11 protein-coding genes and 1 pseudogene are annotated in these 17,023 nt (G+C 70.3%); 4 read left to right on the plus strand and 8 right to left on the minus strand.

Annotation, left to right across the window (positions count from 1 at the left end):
• Nucleotides 1–70 precede the first annotated feature (70 nt).
• From pulA to HLK59_RS24425, 3 genes are all read left to right on the plus strand, one after another.
• Complete coding sequence (pulA, locus tag HLK59_RS24415) at nt 71–5,479, plus strand: pullulanase-type alpha-1,6-glucosidase (protein ID WP_171143632.1); 5,409 nt, start codon at nt 71–73, stop codon at nt 5,477–5,479.
• A 71-nt stretch (nt 5,480–5,550) separates the two neighbouring features.
• Entirely contained in the window at nt 5,551–7,173 is a 1,623-nt protein-coding gene (locus tag HLK59_RS24420; RefSeq protein WP_171143633.1) for a fused response regulator/phosphatase, read from the plus strand.
• A gap of 28 nt (nt 7,174–7,201) precedes the next feature.
• The gene (locus HLK59_RS24425; protein WP_171143634.1) at nt 7,202–7,561 is read left to right on the plus strand and encodes an isomerase; all 360 of its coding nucleotides are present in this window, start codon (nt 7,202–7,204) and stop codon (nt 7,559–7,561) included.
• A gap of 129 nt (nt 7,562–7,690) precedes the next feature.
• On the opposite strand, the gene HLK59_RS24430 is transcribed toward HLK59_RS24425, so the two are convergent.
• The 5 genes from HLK59_RS24430 to HLK59_RS24450 all read right to left on the minus strand — a co-directional run bounded on the left by HLK59_RS24430 (nt 7,691) and on the right by HLK59_RS24450 (nt 12,880).
• On the minus strand, nt 7,691–8,380 hold the full coding sequence (locus HLK59_RS24430) for a TetR/AcrR family transcriptional regulator (protein WP_171143635.1): 690 nt from the start codon (nt 8,378–8,380) through the stop codon (nt 7,691–7,693).
• A 56-nt stretch (nt 8,381–8,436) separates the two neighbouring features.
• On the minus strand, nt 8,437–9,450 hold the full coding sequence (locus HLK59_RS24435) for a PDR/VanB family oxidoreductase (protein WP_171143636.1): 1,014 nt from the start codon (nt 9,448–9,450) through the stop codon (nt 8,437–8,439).
• The gene (locus tag HLK59_RS24440; RefSeq protein WP_171143637.1) at nt 9,450–10,328 is read right to left on the minus strand and encodes a metal-dependent hydrolase; all 879 of its coding nucleotides are present in this window, start codon (nt 10,326–10,328) and stop codon (nt 9,450–9,452) included. Before HLK59_RS24440 ends, HLK59_RS24435 begins: the two co-directional genes overlap by 1 nt.
• A gap of 82 nt (nt 10,329–10,410) precedes the next feature.
• Nucleotides 10,411–12,330: a hypothetical protein gene (locus HLK59_RS24445; protein ID WP_171143638.1), complete on the minus strand. Its 1,920-nt coding sequence runs from the start codon at nt 12,328–12,330 to the stop codon at nt 10,411–10,413.
• 49 nt (nt 12,331–12,379) lie between these two features.
• Entirely contained in the window at nt 12,380–12,880 is a 501-nt protein-coding gene (locus HLK59_RS24450) for a tetratricopeptide repeat protein (protein ID WP_171143639.1), read from the minus strand.
• 116 nt (nt 12,881–12,996) lie between these two features.
• Here HLK59_RS24450 and HLK59_RS24455 point away from each other — a divergent pair, with 116 nt between their 5' ends.
• Nucleotides 12,997–13,422 carry a hypothetical protein gene (locus tag HLK59_RS24455; protein WP_171143640.1) on the plus strand — a complete coding sequence of 142 codons (426 nt, stop codon included), beginning with the start codon at nt 12,997–12,999 and terminating at the stop codon, nt 13,420–13,422.
• A gap of 56 nt (nt 13,423–13,478) precedes the next feature.
• Here HLK59_RS24455 and HLK59_RS24460 read toward each other — a convergent pair whose 3' ends face one another.
• The 3 genes and pseudogenes from HLK59_RS24460 to HLK59_RS24470 form a co-directional block, all read right to left on the minus strand.
• Complete coding sequence (locus tag HLK59_RS24460) at nt 13,479–15,053, minus strand: DUF1996 domain-containing protein (protein ID WP_171143641.1); 1,575 nt, start codon at nt 15,051–15,053, stop codon at nt 13,479–13,481.
• 180 nt (nt 15,054–15,233) lie between these two features.
• Entirely contained in the window at nt 15,234–15,887 is a 654-nt protein-coding gene (locus HLK59_RS24465) for a response regulator transcription factor (RefSeq protein WP_171143642.1), read from the minus strand.
• Nucleotides 15,872–17,005 (minus strand): annotated as a pseudogene (locus HLK59_RS24470) (sensor domain-containing protein); the annotation flags it as partial. The pseudogene HLK59_RS24470 and the gene HLK59_RS24465, both read right to left, overlap by 16 nt.
• Nucleotides 17,006–17,023: the final 18 nt, after the last annotated feature.

Raw genomic sequence — 17,023 nt, forward strand, 5'->3', positions numbered from 1 at the left:
TTGCGGCGGCGATACGTTTCGCGCGGGGTCGGACCCATGTAGAGCCGCCGCAATCGCAAGGAGTCCATCTGTGATACCGAGATGGCCGTCGCCGTCGAGGCGTCGAACCACCCATGTGGGACGGATCGCCGCGGTCACCGTGACCGCGCTGGCCGCAGCGCTCGTCCAACCCCTCGCGGCGCGGGCGGACACCCCGCCGCCGCCTCCCTCCGACGCCAAGCTCGCCTCGGCGCCCGCCCGGCACGACTCCACCCGCGAGCAGTTCTACTTCGTGCTCCCGGACCGCTTCGCCAACGGTGACACCTCCAACGACGAGGGCGGGCTGACCGGTTCCCGCTCGGCGACCGGCTACGACCCCACCGACAAGGGCTTCTACCAGGGCGGCGACCTCAAGGGTCTGACGAAGAAGCTCGACTACATCAAGGATCTGGGCACCACCTCCATCTGGATGGCCCCGATCTTCAAGAACCAGCCCGTGCAGGGGACGGGGAGCGACGCCTCCGCCGGCTACCACGGCTACTGGATCACCGACTTCACCCAGGTCGACCCGCACTTCGGCACCAACAAGGACCTGGAGACCCTGATCTCCAAGGCCCACGCCAAGGGCATGAAGGTCTACTTCGACGTCATCACCAACCACACGGCCGACGTCGTCGACTACGAGGAGAAGTCCTACGGCTACCTCTCCAAGGGCGCGTTCCCGTACCTGACCGAGGACGGCGAGCCCTTCGACGACTCGGACTACGCGGACGGCTCCCGGACGTTCCCGTCGGTCGACACCGACTCCTTCCCGCGCACGCCGACGGTCAGTGCCGCCAAGAAGAACACCAAGGTCCCGTCGTGGCTCAACGACCCGACGATGTACCACAACCGCGGCGACTCCACCTTCGCCGGTGAGAGCTCCGAGCAGGGCGATTTCTCCGGCCTCGACGACCTGTGGACCGAGCGTCCCGAGGTCGTCAGCGGCATGGAGAGGATCTACGAGAAGTGGGTCCGCGACTTCGACATCGACGGCTTCCGGATCGACACCGTGAAACACGTCGACATGGAGTTCTGGACCCAGTGGGCCACCGCCCTCGACTCCTACGCCGCCAAGCACGGCCGCGACGACTTCTTCATGTTCGGCGAGGTCTACTCCGCCGACACGTCGATCACCTCGCCGTACGTCACCCAGGGCCGCCTCGACGCCACGCTCGACTTCCCCTTCCAGGAGGCGGCACGGCAGTACGCCTCCCAGGGCGGCAGCGCGCAGAAGCTGGCCGCCGTCTTCGGCGACGACTACAAGTACACGACCGACAAGGCCAACGCGTACGAACAGGTCACCTTCCTCGGCAACCACGACATGGGCCGCATCGGGTACTTCCTGAACCAGGACAACCCGAAGGCGACCGACGCCGAACTCCTCGCCAAGGACAGGCTCGCCAACGAGCTGATGTTCCTCAGCCGCGGCAACCCGGTCGTCTACTACGGCGACGAGCAGGGCTTCACCGGATCCGGCGGCGACAAGGACGCCCGCCAGACCATGTTCGCGTCGAGGACGGCCGACTACCTCGACGACGACGAGATCGGCACCGACCGCACGCACGCGAGCGACGCGTACGACACGAGCGCGCCGCTGTACCGGCAGATCGCCGCCCTGGCCAAGCTCCGCAAGGCCAACCCCGCCCTCACCGACGGCGTCCAGACCGAGCGCTACGCGGCGGACGGCAGCGGGATCTACGCGTTCTCGCGTACGGATGCGAAGACGGGTCAGGAGTACGTCGTCGCGTTCAACAACGCCGATGCGGCCAAGTCGGCGACCTTCGCGACCGGTTCGGCCGGGATGGCGTTCAAGGGTGTCTACGGCGGCGCCGCCCCGCTCAAGAGCGACGCCGACAAGAAGATCACCGTCACCGTCCCCGCCGGCTCCGCGATCGTCCTCAAGGCGGCCGGCAAGCCCGCCGAGCCCGCCACCGCGCCGACGCTCACCCTGAAGGCGCCCGACGCCGGAGCCACCGGCACCGTCTCGCTGACGGCCGATGTCGACGGCGGACAGCTCAACCGGGTCGTCTTCGCCGCACAGGTCGGCAACGGCAAGTGGCGCACCCTCGGCTCCGCCGACCACGCCCCGTACCAGGTCACCCAGGTCGTCGGGGAGGACGTACCGGCCGGAACGGCCCTGCGCTACAAGGCGGTTGTCATCGACCGGGCGGGCCGCACCGCGAGTGCCACCGCCGCCTCCACCACCGGCACCCCGCCCGCCGAGGAGGTCCCCACCGCCTCCTCCCGCGACTACGCGATCGTCCACTACAAGCGCACCGACGGCGACTACGCGAACTGGGGCCTGTACGCGTGGGGTGACATCGCCGACGGCGAGGCCACGAACTGGCCGGACAGCCACCCCTTCGTCGGCCGTGACGCCTACGGTGCCTTCGCCTACGTCAAGTTGAAGCCGGGCGCCTCCAGTGTCGGCTTCCTCGTCATCGACAAGGACGGCAACAAGGACGTCTCCGCCGACCGCACGATCGACGTCACCAAGACCGGCGAGGTCTGGATCGAGCAGGGCAAGGCGGACGTCGTCACCGAGCGGCCCGACTACCCCGCGCAGGACAAGACCAAGGCGGTCCTGCACTACCACCGGGCGGACGGGAACTACGACGGCTGGGGACTGCACGTCTGGACGGGCGCCGCGAACCCCACGGACTGGTCGAAGCCCCTTGAGCCGGTGAAGACTGACACCTATGGCGCGGTCTACGAGGTACCGCTCACCGACGGGGCCACCAGCCTCAGTTACATCCTGCACAAGGGCGACGAGAAGGACCTGCCCAGCGACCAGTCGCTCGACCTCACGGCCAGCGGCCACGAGGTGTGGCTGGTGAACGGCCAGGAGAAGTACCTGCTCCCGCAGCCCGCGGGCTCCGCGGCCGCCGTCGACCTGACCACCTCCAAGGCGGTCTGGATCGACCGGGACACCATCGCCTGGAACGGCTCCGACGCCGCGGTCTCCACCCAGCTGCTCTACAGCCGTGATGGCTCGATCACGGCCGAGGACGGCGCGCTGACCAGCGACGACGAGCGCTGGCTGCGGCTGTCGAAGACCACCCTCACCGACGCCCAGAAGGAGAAGTTCCCGCACCTGAAGGACTACACCGCCTGGTCCGTCGACCCGCGTGACCGCGACCGGGTGCGCGAGGCCCTGGGGGGCCAGCTCGTCGCCTCCCAGCGGGCCGTGAACGGCGCCGTGCTCGCCGCCACCGGTGTGCAGATCGCCGGGGTCCTCGACGATCTGTACCCGGCCGCGACCAAGGCCGACCTCGGCCCGACGTTCGACAGGAGCGGCCGTCCGACGCTGGCCGTCTGGGCGCCGACCGCGCAGAGCGTCGCCCTGGAGCTCGACGGCTCCACGGTGAGGATGAAGCGCGACTCCGTCACCGGCGTCTGGTCCGTCACCGGCCCCAAGTCCTGGAAGGGCAAGGAGTACCGGTACATCGTGAAGGTCTGGGCGCCCAGCGTCCGGAAGATCGTCACCAACAAGGTCACCGACCCCTACTCGGTCGCCCTGACCGCCGACTCCGAGCGCAGCCTCGTCGTCGACCTGGACGACAGGTCCCTCGCCCCGAGCGGCTGGTCGACGTACACCAAGCCGAAGGCCACCCCGCTCAAGGACGCCCAGATCCAGGAGCTGCACATCCGCGACTTCTCCGTCGCGGACAAGACGGCCAGTGACCCGGGCACCTACCTCGCCTTCACCGACAAGAACAGCGACGGCTCCCAGCACCTGAAGGCGCTCGCGAAGTCGGGCACCTCCTACGTCCACCTGCTCCCGGCGTTCGACATCGCCACCATCCCCGAGAAGAAGTCCGACCAGGCGACCCCCGACTGCGACCTGGCCTCCTATCCGGCCGACTCCGACAAGCAGCAGGAGTGCGTGGCGAAGGCGGCGGCGAAGGACGCCTACAACTGGGGCTACGACCCGTACCACTACACGGTCCCCGAGGGCTCCTACGCCACCGACCCCGACGGCACCGGGCGCACGGTCGAGTTCCGCGAGATGGTCAAGTCCCTGAACGAGGACGGCCTGCGGGTCGTCATGGACGTCGTCTACAACCACACGACCTCCAGCGGGCAGGCCGACACCAGCGTCCTCGACAAGGTCGTCCCCGGCTACTACCAGCGGCTCCTCGCCGACGGCTCGGTCGCCAACAGCACCTGCTGCGCCAACACGGCGCCCGAGAACGCCATGATGGGCAAGCTGGTCGTCGACTCGATCGTCACCTGGGCCAAGGAGTACAAGGTCGACGGCTTCCGCTTCGACCTCATGGGCCACCACCCGAAGGCCAACATCCTGGCGGTCCGCAAGGCCCTGGACGCGCTGACCCTCGCCAAGGACGGAGTCGACGGCAAGAAGATCATCCTGTACGGCGAGGGCTGGAACTTCGGCGAGGTCGCCGACGACGCCCGTTTCGTCCAGGCCACCCAGAAGAACATGGCCGGAACCGGTATCGCCACCTTCTCCGACCGGGCCCGGGACGCGGTGCGCGGCGGCGGCCCCTTCGACGAGGACCCCGGCGTCCAGGGCTTCGCGTCCGGTCTCTACACCGACCCCAACTCCTCGACCAGCAACGGCACCACGGCCGAGCAGAAGGCCCGTCTGCTGCACTACCAGGACCTCATCAAGGTCGGGCTGAGCGGCAACCTCGCGGCGTACACGTTCACCGACACCGACGGTAAGGAGGTCACCGGCGCCGAGGTCGACTACAACGGCCAGCCGGCCGGTTACGCGGACGCGCCCGGCGACGCCCTCGCCTACGCCGACGCGCACGACAACGAGTCGCTGTTCGACGCGCTGACGTACAAGCTGCCCGCCACGACCGGTGCGGACGACCGCGCCCGGATGCAGGTCCTCGCCATGGCGACCGCGACCCTCTCGCAGGGCCCCTCGCTCTCCCAGGCGGGCACCGACCTGCTGCGCTCCAAGTCCCTGGACCGCAACTCCTACGACAGCGGCGACTGGTTCAACGCCGTCCACTGGAGCTGCCAGGACGGCAACGGCTTCGGGCGCGGGCTGCCGATGGCGGCCGACAACGAGTCCAAGTGGTCGTTCGCCAAGCCCCTGTTGGGCTCGGTGAAGGTGGGCTGCCCGCAGATCGAGGGCACCTCGGCGGCGTACCAGGACCTGCTGAGGATCCGTTCGACGGAGAGCGTGTTCTCCCTCGGCACGGCCGTGCAGGTGCAGTCGAAGCTGTCCTTCCCGCTGTCGGGCAAGGAGGAGACGCCGGGCGTGATCACCATGGAACTCGGTGATCTCGTCGTGGTGTTCAACGCGACGCCCGACCGGCGGGAGCAGCGGGTGGCCGCGCTGGCCGGGACGGCGTACACACTGCACGAGGTGCAGGCGGCGGGCGGGGACTCCACCGTCAAGGAGTCGTCCTACGAGCGGATTTCGGGCACCTTCACCGTTCCCGGACGGACTGTGGCCGTATTCTCCCGCAAGTCCTGACAAGGGCATTACCGTGGTGGGGCAGACCCGGGTCCGGGTCTGCCCCATCGTGCTGTCCAAGGGCTGGCCACATGGACGTCAACGCGGACCTGACAGGCACGACCGTGATGGTCGTGGACGATACGGAGGCCGGCCGGTACGCCATGGGCACCCTGCTGAGCCGTGCGGGCCACCGGGTCGTGCCGGTCGCCAGCGGCCGCGAGGCGCTCGCCGAACTCGACGTACGGCTGCGCAAGGGCACCCTGCCGGACGTGGCCCTCGTCGACGTGGGCCTGCCGGACATGAGCGGCTTCGAACTGTGCCGGCTCTTCAAGGAGCGGCCGCACACGGCCCAGCTGCCGGTCGTGCACTTCTCGGCCGCCAGTGTGGCCCCGGTCAACTGCTGCGAGGGCCTGGACGCGGGATTCGAGGCCTATCTGAAGGTGCCCGCCGAGCCCCTGGAGATCGAGGCCGTGGTCCGGGCCGCCATCCGCAACGCCCAGGTGCGGGCCGACGACCGGGCGCTGGTACGACGGCTGACACTGCTGTCGGAGACGATCGTCACCATCCAGGCGGCGCGCTCCCTTCCGGAGCTCACCGACGCGGCCGCCGAGGGCATCTCGCGGGTCACCGGCACTCCCGCCGCCGTCTTCGTCCTGGACCAGGGCGACCGGCTGTACCGGGGCCTGTCCCGGGACCGCATCCCCGTCGCCCTGCCGGACGAGGGTGCCGACCGGGCGGTGGCCGCCCTGCTGCGACGGCTCACCCGGGGACAGTCCGCCGGTGTGCAGCTCACGACGGTGCCCTCACCGCTGTGGCCGGCCGGGTACTTCCGGCCCGGCGTGGAGCACGACGCCCGGCTGGCGCTCGTCCGTACACAGGACGGCAGGGCCGTGGTGTGCCTGGCCGCGCCCGCGCGCGGGATGCGCCGGATGGGCCCCGAGCGCGAGAGCCTGCTGGCCCAGCTGACCCAGGCCACCGCGTTCGCCGCGCAGCCCCTGCTCATGTACCAGGTGGAGCGGCATGTCGCCCTCACGCTCCAGCACAGCTTCCTGCCCCAGCCGCACCGGCTGCCCGAGCTGCCGGGCATGGACGTCGTGGTCCGCTATGTGCCCGCGTCCCCGGAGACCGAGATCGGCGGCGACTTCTACGCGGTGCTGCGGACCGACGAGGGGGTGCTCACCGCGGTCGGTGACGTCGTCGGGCACTCGCTGGACGCGGCGACCGTCATGGTGGAGATCCGGCACGCGCTGCGCGCCTACGCCGTCGAGGACAGCGACCCGGCCGTGCTCGCCGAGCGCCTCGACCGGATGCTCCAGCGCTACCACCCCGACCTCACGGCCACGGTCTGTCTGGCGCTGATCGACCCCGGCACCGGGCGCACCCGAATCGCCAACGCGGGACACATCCCGCCGCTGACCGTCCGGGACACCGGCGGCGCCGACTACGTCAAGGCGGCCGGTCCGCTGCTCGGCATCGGACTGCCCCATCCGCCGGCCACCGAGCTCTTCCTCGAACCCACCGACCGGCTCCTCATGGTCACCGACGGCCTGATCGAGACCCGGGGCACGGATCTCGCGGCCTCGATGGAGCACCTCCGCGCGGCCGCCGCCGGCTCCCTGCCCGGCCTGGACGCCCTGTGCGACACCCTGCTGGCCTCCTTCGGCCATGACCGGGAGGACGACATCGCGATGCTGGCGCTGCGGCTAGGCTGACGTGTGTTGACCTAGAACAGGAGTGCTCATGCCGCAGATCACCGTCGACTACTCCCAGACGATCGCCCCCGTCTTCGACCGGGCCGGTTTCGCCCGGGCGCTGCACGAGGCGACGGTCGAGATCGCGGCGGCGAAGCCGGAGGCGTGCAAGACGCAGTTCCGGGCGAGCGCGTACACGGCCTTCGGCTACGAGGACCCCGAGGAGCCCGGCCACGCGGTCGTTCACGTCACCCTCGGTCTGCTCACCGGACGCACCGAGGAGACCAAGGCCAAGCTCACCGAGGCGGTCCTGGAGCTGGTGCGGCGGCACATCGAGAACGACGACGACTTCGTGCTGCACGCCTCCGCCGAGGTGCGTGAACTGGACGCCTCCTACCGCAAGTTCTAGGGCCTGTCGTCACCTTCCCGTCGTCCGCCCGGAGGGCGGGCCGCGCGGCGTCAGGTGCGTGCTCTCGGCGTGCATGGCGCCGCGCGGCAGGGGGCACCCCCTCTGGGGGAGGGAATGTGACGACAGGCCCTAGGAGGCGAGGGCGATCAGCCGGCCCACCAGGTCGGTGAACGGCCCGTCGGTCGGCTCGTCGCGGAGCATGACCCGCATCAGCGCGGCCATCTCCTCGTCGTAGGCCGCGCTCACCGCGGCCAGTGCCGCGAAGTCGTGGACGAGCTGCGCCTCCAGCTCGCCGCGCGGGATGCGCCGGCCGTCCAGCCAGATCAGCGCGGTCGACTCGGCGAGCGAGATCCAGGAGCGGATGACCAGTTCCAGCCGCGCGGGCGGGTTCTCCACCCGCAGATGCGAAAGGATCTGGTCGTACGCGGCCTGCCGCACCGAGTCGATGAGCGCGTTCGTCGCCGACGAGCCCACGGCCGGGCCGCCGCGCATCAGCGCGGCGAAACCGGGCCCGTGGTCGTCCACGAAGTCGAAAAAGCGCCGCATCACCCGCAGCAGTCGCGCGCCCAGCGGTCCGTCCTGCGCCTCGACGAACCGGTCCGCGAGATCGTCGGCCGCGCGCTTCAACGCGGCCTCGTAGAGGCTGAGTTTGCCGGGGAAGTAGTGGTAGACCAGCGGGCGGGAGATGCCTGCCGCGGTCGCTATCTCGTCGATGGAGACATCGTCGGGCGAGCGTTGGCTGAACAGTTCGAGGGCAACGCCGATCAACTGCTGCCGCCGTTCCTCGACTCCCATTCTTCGCCGTACGCCGGTAGTCATGCGAACACCTTACCGATCGGATCCGGCCCGGAACGGCCCGGTCCGGACGCGGGTGTTCACAAATCCAGCACAAGCCGCTCACTTCGCGCCCGCGAAACACAGATCAGCATCGAGTCACCGCGCTCCGCGTCCGTCAGCAGCTCGTCCCGGTGGTCCACCTCGCCCTCCAGCACCCGCTGTTGGCAGGTTCCGCAGAAACCCTGCTCGCAGGAGTAGAGGGTGTCCGGCAGTTCCCGGCGTACGGCGGCCAGTACGGAGGAGTCCGCGGGGACCGTCAACGTCCGCCCGCTGCGCCGGAGTTCGACCTCGAACGCGGCGCCCGGCGCGGTGGCGCGAGGCGTGAACCGCTCCAGGCGCACCTGCGGGAACCGCTCCTCGACCGCCGCCATGAGCCCTTCGGGACCGCAGCAGTAGACGGCGGCCCCCTCGGGCACGTCCAGCGCGCCGAGTTCGGGTGTCCCGACGGCGACGGTCACCTGGTCCATTCCCTCCAGCTCCGCCACGAACGGCATCGACTCCCGCGACCGCCCGCAGTACAGCAACCGCCACTCCGCCCCGTCCGGCAGCGCCCGCAGCATCGGCAGGACCGGTGTGATCCCGATGCCGCCCGCGACGAAGACGTACGACGACGCCTTGACGAGCGGGAAACGGTTCCGCGGTCCGCGCACCTCCAGCTCCATGCCCTCGGCCACCTGCTCGTGCACCTCGCGCGAGCCGCCCCGCCCGTCCGCCACCAGCCGGGTCGCCACCGTGTACGAGGTGGTCTCCGCCGGGTCCCCGCACAGCGAGTACTGCCGCACCAGGCCCGACGGCAGGACGAGGTCCAGGTGCGCACCGGGCTCCCAGCGCGGCAGGTCCCCGCCCTCCAGACGCAGTTGTACGACCCCGTCGGCGATCTCCTCGCGGGAGGCCACCAGCAGTCGCAGCGCCCGCGACCGGGGCCGCCCGGAGACCGGCTCGTCCAGCGCGGGCATCGGCCACAGCGGCGAGGTCCGGATACGGCGGCGCATCGCCCGGCGGGTGAGGAAGGCGGCCCCCGCGACGACCGCGACGGTCAGCGGCTTCGGCATCACGCGGTCTCGGCCGCGACGGCGGCGGGGGAGGTGGCCAGATAGGCGACGGCCTGCTCGGTGCAGCCCTCCTGGGAGGGGTGGTAGTCGCGGCTCAGATAGCGCGGTATCGACCTGAGCATGTCGCCGGTCGCGGGCAGCACACCGCGCCGCCCCCGGACGTGGAAGTCCCGGAAGCTCGCCCTGCCGTCGGTCAGCGTCGGGTCGTTCTCCATGAAGAAGCGGGCCCCGCGCTGCCACAGGAACATCAGCGCCGCGAACGCCGTGGCCCAGGTGCGCACCCGGCGCCGGTAACCGCCGTCCACGTGCATGAAGAGGTCGAAGGCGACCGACCGGTGCTCGACCTCCTCGGCACCGTGCCAGCGCAGCAGGTCCAGCATGGTCGGATCGGCGCCCCGCCGGTCCAACTCCTCGGCGTTCAGAACCCAGTTGCCGAGGAAGGCGGTGTAGTGCTCCACGGCCGCGATGATCGCCACCCGCTCCAGGAGCCACCACTCGCGCGCCTTGCCCGGCGGCAGGGTCCGGTCGCCGAGCAGCTTCTCGAAGAACCAGTCGACCTGCGCGGTGTACGGCGTCGGATCGAGCCCCAGCTCCTTCAGATGCGGCAGGACCTCGTCATGTGCCTGGGAGTGCATGGCCTCCTGGCCGATGAAACCGATGACGTCCTCGCGCAGCCGCTCGTCGCGGATGAGCGGCAGCACCTGCTTGTAGACGTGCACGAACCAGCGCTCGCCGGCGGGGAGCAGCAGGTGGAGCACATTGATGGTGTGCGTGGTGAAGGGATCGCCGGGCACCCAGTGCAACGGGGTGTCCTCCCAGGCGAAGGACACCTTCCGCGCCTTGAGGGGCACCCGCTCTTGGCCCTGAGTGTGAGACATGGCGTCAATGTACTGACGAGTAGGGCCTGGGTGAACCCCTGTGCACCCTCTTATTTACATCAGTGTCAGCAAGCGCCCTGTCCTACCGGAGTCCGCTGATCGCCCGTCCGTCCTTGAGCGTGCCCTTCAGCTCGGCCTGCGTGCCCTCCTTGGTCTTCACGGCCAGCAGGCTGCCGTCAGCGGTTCCCCTCACCCCGCCCGTCGCGCTGACCGACGAGGTCTCCCGGCTGCCGGCGGCCAGCAGATACCAGGAGCCGCCCTCCGACTTCCACAGCACACCGGCCAGCACGTTCGGATCGCGCGGCCCGCACGCCGGGACGTTCTCGGCCTTCGCCGCGACCGCCCCGTACGCCCCGCCCGGCGTACGGAACTGCGCCAGCACCCGGGTGCCGCCACCACGCCAGGTCTCGGCGCGCGTGCACACCCAGTCCGCGGCACCGCTCGCGTCGGGCAGCCGCTGCTCGGCGTAGGGCCACGCGTTCACCGTCCGTACGCCCGCCGAGCTCATCGCCGACAGGGAGCAGGCGTACGGCGCCCAGGTGCGCAGCGCCTCCGCGCCGGACGCCTCGTGGAGCGCGCCGGGGCGGCCGGTGGTCAGCCGGGCCGGGACCAGTTCGCCGAGGTCGCTCATCAGCCGGGTGCCGCCACGGTCCGTCAGCTGGAGGACGTTCCAGGACGTGCAGCCGCCGGTCTGCCGGGCGGGGCCGGCCAGCGGCGAGGTCACGCCGTCGGTCAGGGTGAGGGCCATCGTGCCGGAGGACGGCTTCAGCAGGTCCCGCTCGGCGGCCTTCGTCACCCAGGGCGCCATCAGATAGCGGACGTTGCCGTCGGCCCGGCCCAGCACGACCGCGCTCGCCTCGGCCGACGTCGCCCCGTCGACCCGCGCGAAGTCGAGGGCCGCGCCCTGCGTGCCGTCCTTCGGCTCGGCGTAGCGGGCGATGCGCAGACCGTCGTAGAGGATCACCACGCGCGCGTTGTCGACGTTCCCCGCGTACAGGAGCTGGGCAGGGCCCGAGGGGCCGCCGGACGGGGTGCCGGGGGTCGCCGAGACCCGTACCGTCTCGCCGGGGCGGGCCCACACGGCGAGGGCGCGGCGCAGCAGCGCGGTGTCGTCGGTGAGGCCGCCGCGGGCGGGCCAGACGGAGAAGTCGTTGCGTGAGGCGGCCTGCCAGGCGGTGGCCGGGACCCTGGTCACCTGGCCCGGGTCGAGGGCGGCCTGGGCGGCCGGGTTCTGCGCGTACACCGGAGCGGCCGCGCCGTCCGGAGCCCAGCCGTCGCCGGGCAGACCGAGGAGGGCCCCGCACACGGCGACGGCCACGGCGGCGGCGAGTGCGGCCTTCAGGTGCTGCCGGCGCCGCATCAGGTCGGTGGGCCGGGCCTGGAGCGAACAGGGGTCGAACTCGGGGGAGTCCAGGAGCGGGTACTGGGCCGGGACGGTGTCGGCCTCCTCCAGCGCCTCGTCCGGCTCCGCCACACCGGCCGCCGTCAGCACCCGGCGGACCTCGCCGTCCGGGAGCCGCTCCAGGCCGCGCAGCACATAGGCGGCCCGGGCCGGCCCGGACAGGGCGGACAGCCGCTGGTCCAGGGCGAGTTCATCGGCCCCGCCCGAGCGGGGGAAGAGCCTGAGACCCCACACCTGGGGGAGCAGCGGCGGCAGCTGGGAGCGCTTGGGGCGCTTCCTGAAGGTGAGCGGCACGCCCGCCTCCAGCGCCGTACGCAGCACATGGAGACGGACGAAGGCGTACCCGGGGTCGCCGTCGCGGCCGGTCGACTGGGCCGGGATGACGGGCGTCGAGGCACGTCCCCGGGGCAGGGCGCGCTGGGTCAGGGCGTGCGCGGTCAGGACCCGCCGGTTGCGGCCCAGGCTCGGCGGCAGCACCAGATAGGCGAGCCGGACGAGCCGTGGGTAGTGCTCGACGAGCGCGGCCTCGGCCTGTTCGACATCGACGAACGGCTCGGGGGAGGCGGGTGCGGGGCGCGGGGCGACATCCTGTGACTGCACGTTCAGCAAAACGAGCGAATGGGGGGTTGGTCACCGCCGCCGGGGCGGGTCAGGCCTCCGGCTCCACGAGAGCGCGGGCGTAGTTGGCCATCGACCGCTGGTAGCGCGGCGAATGGGGGGCCAGTGCGCCCAGGACGAGGGAGAGGCCCTCGCGGTCCCGGCCGAGGCTGGACAGGCACAGGGCCAGACATGCCCGTACGGCGTCGTCCAACTCGTCCGAAGGGCCGTCCAGTTCGGGTGTCAGCAGCTTGACGCCCTCCTCGGCCCGGCCGATGTTCCGCAGCGAGCTGGACAGCTGGATCCTGGCCCGGCGGCCCTTGTAGCCGCTCAGGCCCAGCGCCAGCGCCTCGCGGTACAGCGGGGCCGCCTTGTCGGAGTGTCCGGTCGAGTCCCAGGCACAGGCCCGCTCGAAGGGGCCGTCCGGGCTGCCGTCGGGAAGCCTGGCGACCAGGGCGTCGATCACCGCCCGGAAATCGGCGGCACGGTCCTCGGGATACTCGTCGAAAGTGGCCCAGGCGGCCGTGATCTGCTGTTCCCAGTCCTCGTTCACCGGCACACTCTCGCACGGGTGTGCTCACGGAGACAGCGGATTTGAGCACACCTTGCCCCACAGCCGTATGCAAGGGGACGGGCACCCAGGCCCATGGGAAGGTTCCGGAGGAACAGATGAGGTTGACCCGATCGATCCTCGCCGCCGCCGCGGCGGCTCTCGTGCTGGCCGGCTGCGGCTCCGGTGGCGACGACGACAAGGCCGCCGTACCGGAGACGGCGACCGGCAGCCTCGAACACCTGGCCGCCGAGGTGGGCTGCGACCCGACCATCCAGATCGACGCCGACGAGATTCGCCAGGCCTCGTGCCGCAAGAGCGACGCCGACGGCAAGTTCATCCTGGCCACCTTCGCCACCGACCGCGGCCAGCGCGAGTGGATCAACGGGGCCAAGGACTACGGCGGTCACTACCTCGTCGGCCGCAAGTGGATCGCCGTCGGCGAGACCAAGACGGTGACCACCCTGCGCACCAAGCTCGGCGGTGACATCGAGGAGGGCCAGGACCACACCGCCCACACGGGAAGTCACTCGGAGAGTCACTGAACGCACGAGAAAGCCGGCGGTGGGAAATCCCACCGCCGGCTTTCTCATGCGCTAGCTCACTGGCACTTCTTGCCGGTGTTGATGCAGTTGACCAGCTTGTTCATCGTGTTCGTGGAGAAGAAGTTGATGAAGTCGTTGTGGTCGGTGATCGGCTTGTGCAGGTTCTCCGGGAAGGTGTCCACCGCGTACGGGTTCACGACCGTCCCGTTCTGGAGGGTCGGAGCCGGAACGTTGTAGACCAGCCGGACCTGGAGCTGCGGGATCGCCTTGAAGCCGTTGGCGCAGGTGCCGTCGGCCTGGACGAACGCCACGTGGGTGCGGTGGTTGGCGCTGTCGATGTTGGCGCCGTCCCAGCAGCTCTGGAAGTTGGTCGTACGGACCACCTGGCTGCCCTGCGGGCAGATCGGGTACTTGTCCTCGAGCTGGACCTTGTTCTCGAAGCCGGTGCAGGACCAGTTCACGTTGGCGTTGGCGTTGCCGTTGACGAACGCCTTGGCGTCACCGGTGATGATGCGCAGGGCGGTCGGCATCGCGACGACGTTGCCCTTCTTGTTGCCGACGAACTTCAGCTGCGCCTGCGCGGGCTGGAGGATCTTGCCCACGTTGCCCTCGGTGCCACCGCCGGCCGCGTTCTGGTCGAAGTCCTGCGAACCGTCCTGGAGTCGCAGCACCGGCCAGAAGTACGAGGACTTGTCGCCCTGGTTCTGGCAGGTGGTCTGTGCCGCCGCCAGCTCCTGGTCGCTCGCGAACGCGTCGTTGCTCTGGTTGCCGACGTAGTCGTGCAGGTGGTGGGCACCGTTGGAGACACCGGGCGCCACGATCACGTTGTCCGTGTTGTGGTTGTCGTTCCCGTTGGTGCCGCACTTGGTGGTGAAGGTGCCTCGCGAACCCGACCGGCCGTTCGCCGCGAGTCCGTTCGCGCCCACACCCAGCTGGGCGTTGCCCTGGACCTGCGTGATGTCCACGAAGTCCGCGGCCGTCGGGCCGTTGCCGCCCTGACCGTTCTGCTGGCCGTTGCCCTGGTCCTGACCCTGATCCTGGCCCTGGTCCTGACCGTTGTCCTGACCCTGGTCCTGGCCGTCGCCCTGCTGCTGGCCGTTGCCGTTCTGCTGACCGCCGTTGTTCTGCTGACCGCCGTTGTTCTGGCCGGCGTTGGTCTGCGGCGTAGCCTGGACTCCGGTGCACGCGGCGAGCTGGGCCAGGCTGGTGTCGGCCCCGCCCGCGCGCTTGATGTTGATCCGGATCCGGTCCAGAGCCGCGGTCCGCTTGTCCTTGAGCGGGCCGAGGATCGCGTTCTGGACGAATCCCGAGTCGTTGGTCTGCGCCTGGCGCGTGGAGGCGAGGCGGGCGTAGGCCTCGGTGATCTGCTTGTCCAGGTTCGCCAGCTCCGTACTCACGCCGGACCGGGCGCCTGTCGGGACGTTCGTCAGCTTCTGGCCGACGTCCGGGCACTGGATCGTGGCGATCTGTGCCGCGGCGGCCTTCACCTGGTTCTGTCCGGACCCGGACTCGTGCGCCGAGGCGTAGAAGTTCGCCCAAACAAGCCCGCCCCCACCGAGCGCTAGGGCTGCCGACCCGGCCACGACCTTGGTGGTCATCGACGTACGGCGTTTGCGAATGTTGCGTCCCATGGAACTCCTCTGACTTCCTTGCGGGGCGTCGAGTCGCCCGACAGGAGTGAAGCGGCGCAGTTCCATACGGACGTGGTCCCACGGGTGTTCAGTCGCCTCACAAACAAATCAGAGGATTAATCGGCTGCCCGGCCACAACCATCGCCTGAACAGCGGAAGTTACAGAAAATCAGCAACCGTTCACCGGCCCTGGTCCAGATAGGCGAGGACCGCCAGAACGCGTCGATTGTCGTCGTCCGACACTTCAAGGTCCAGTTTGATGAAGATGTTGGAGGTGTGCTTGGCAATGGCCCGTTCTGTGACGACGAGCTGTCCCGCGATCGCCGCGTTGGACCGCCCCTGCGCCATCAGCTCCAGCACCTCCAGCTCCCGCGGGGTCAGCCGGCCCAACGGCTGGTCGGCCGCGGCCCGTCGGGTCAGCAGCTGCTGGATCACCTGCGGGTCCATGGCCGTACCCCCGGCCGCCACCCGGTGCACGGCGTCCACGAACTGCGCCGCGTCGAACACCCGGTCCTTCAGCAGATACCCCACCCCGCCGGTGCCGTCGGCCAGCAGCTCGCGCGCGTACAACTGCTCCACGTGCTGCGACAGCACCAGCACGGGAAGCCCGGGCCGTGCCCGCCGGGCGTCCAGCGCGCACTGGAGCCCCTCGTCGGTGTGCGTGGGAGGCAGCCGTACGTCGACCACGGCGATGTCCGGTTCCAGCTCGGCCAGCGCGCGGGCGAGCTCGGGGCCGGACTCGACGGCCGCGGCGATCTCGAAGTCGTGGGCTTCCAGCAGCCGGACCAGTCCGTCGCGCAGCAGGAACAGGTCTTCGGCTAGGACAACACGCAAGGGATCTCCATGGTCACCATGGTGGGACCGCCCGCGGGGCTGCTGACGGCCAGGACGCCGTCGAATGTACCCAGCCGGCGCTCGACCCCGGCCAGCCCCGAGCCCGCCCCGACCGCCGCGCCGCCCTTGCCGTCGTCGGTGACGGTGATCCGCAGCATGCCCTCGGCGTGGTGCAGGTCGATCCAGAGCCGGTCGGCGCCGGAGTGCTTCACGGAGTTGGTGAGGATCTCGCTGATCGCGAAGTACGCCGCCGACTCGACCGGGGCGTCCGCGCGGCCGGGCAGCTCCACCGTCACCTCGGAGGGCAGCGGCAGCCGCAGCGCCAACGCCCTTACGGCGTCCCCGAGTCCGCGCTCGGCCAGCACCGGCGGATGGATACCCCGGACCAGATCACGCAGCTCGGCCAGGGCGTCGACGGAGGACCTGCGGGCCTGTGCGAGCAACTCCCGTGCTTTCTCCGGGTCCTTGTCGAGGAGCATCTCGATGGTGCCCAGGTCCATGCCCATCGCGACCAGCTGGGCCTGCGCCCCGTCGTGCAGATCCCGCTCGATGCGCCGCAGTTCGGCGGCGGAGGTGTCCACGGCGTCGCGCCGCGTCTCGGTCAGCACCCTCACCCGCTCGGCCAGTTCACCCTGGTTGGCGCCGAGAACGGCCTTGGTGAGCCGGAAGTGTGCCTGGAGCGCCCGGGGCGCGAAGAAGTGGCCGAAGAAGAGGATGACGAGCCCGAGGGCGGCGGCGGCCAGCGCCGAGACCTGCCCGGTGACGGGGACGAACCCGTACCAGTACCCGTCGGGGAACACCCGCCACAGCCCCGCCGCCAGCGCGAACCCCTCCAGGGGGTAGAGCACGAGCACGGCCGGCAGCAGCGCGGTGAGGAAGCCCGCCGTCATGTCGACCGGCAGCCACCGCAAGTCCCGCCAGGTCGCCGGGTCCCGCAGCATGCCGAAGGTGCGCGCCCACGGGTTGGCGTCCTGGGGGATCGGCCGGTACGCCGACGCGATCCGTACCCCGCCCCATTCGGCGGCGAGCACCCGCCGCCAGTCCGCGAACGCCCGCACACCGGTCAGCACCCACGGTGTGGTGACGATCCCGACCCCGATCGGGATCAGCGCGACGGCTGTCTCTTATCCCCATCT

Origin of the sequence: Streptomyces sp. S3(2020), from assembly GCF_013044505.1 — a bacterium.
Lineage (GTDB): Bacteria > Actinomycetota > Actinomycetes > Streptomycetales > Streptomycetaceae > Streptomyces.

What these genes read in the sequence shown, in the direction of transcription:
- HLK59_RS24420 (WP_171143633.1), top strand. Translation starts at nt 5,551, where the DNA reads ATGGACGTCAACGCGGACCTGACAGGCACGACCGTGATGGTCGTGGAC.
- HLK59_RS24425 (WP_171143634.1), top strand. Translation starts at nt 7,202, where the DNA reads ATGCCGCAGATCACCGTCGACTACTCCCAGACGATCGCCCCCGTCTTC.
- HLK59_RS24430 (WP_171143635.1), bottom strand. Translation starts at nt 8,380, where the DNA reads ATGACTACCGGCGTACGGCGAAGAATGGGAGTCGAGGAACGGCGGCAG.
- HLK59_RS24435 (WP_171143636.1), bottom strand. Translation starts at nt 9,450, where the DNA reads ATGCCGAAGCCGCTGACCGTCGCGGTCGTCGCGGGGGCCGCCTTCCTC.
- HLK59_RS24440 (WP_171143637.1), bottom strand. Translation starts at nt 10,328, where the DNA reads ATGTCTCACACTCAGGGCCAAGAGCGGGTGCCCCTCAAGGCGCGGAAG.
- HLK59_RS24455 (WP_171143640.1), top strand. Translation starts at nt 12,997, where the DNA reads ATGAGGTTGACCCGATCGATCCTCGCCGCCGCCGCGGCGGCTCTCGTG.
- HLK59_RS24460 (WP_171143641.1), bottom strand. Translation starts at nt 15,053, where the DNA reads ATGGGACGCAACATTCGCAAACGCCGTACGTCGATGACCACCAAGGTC.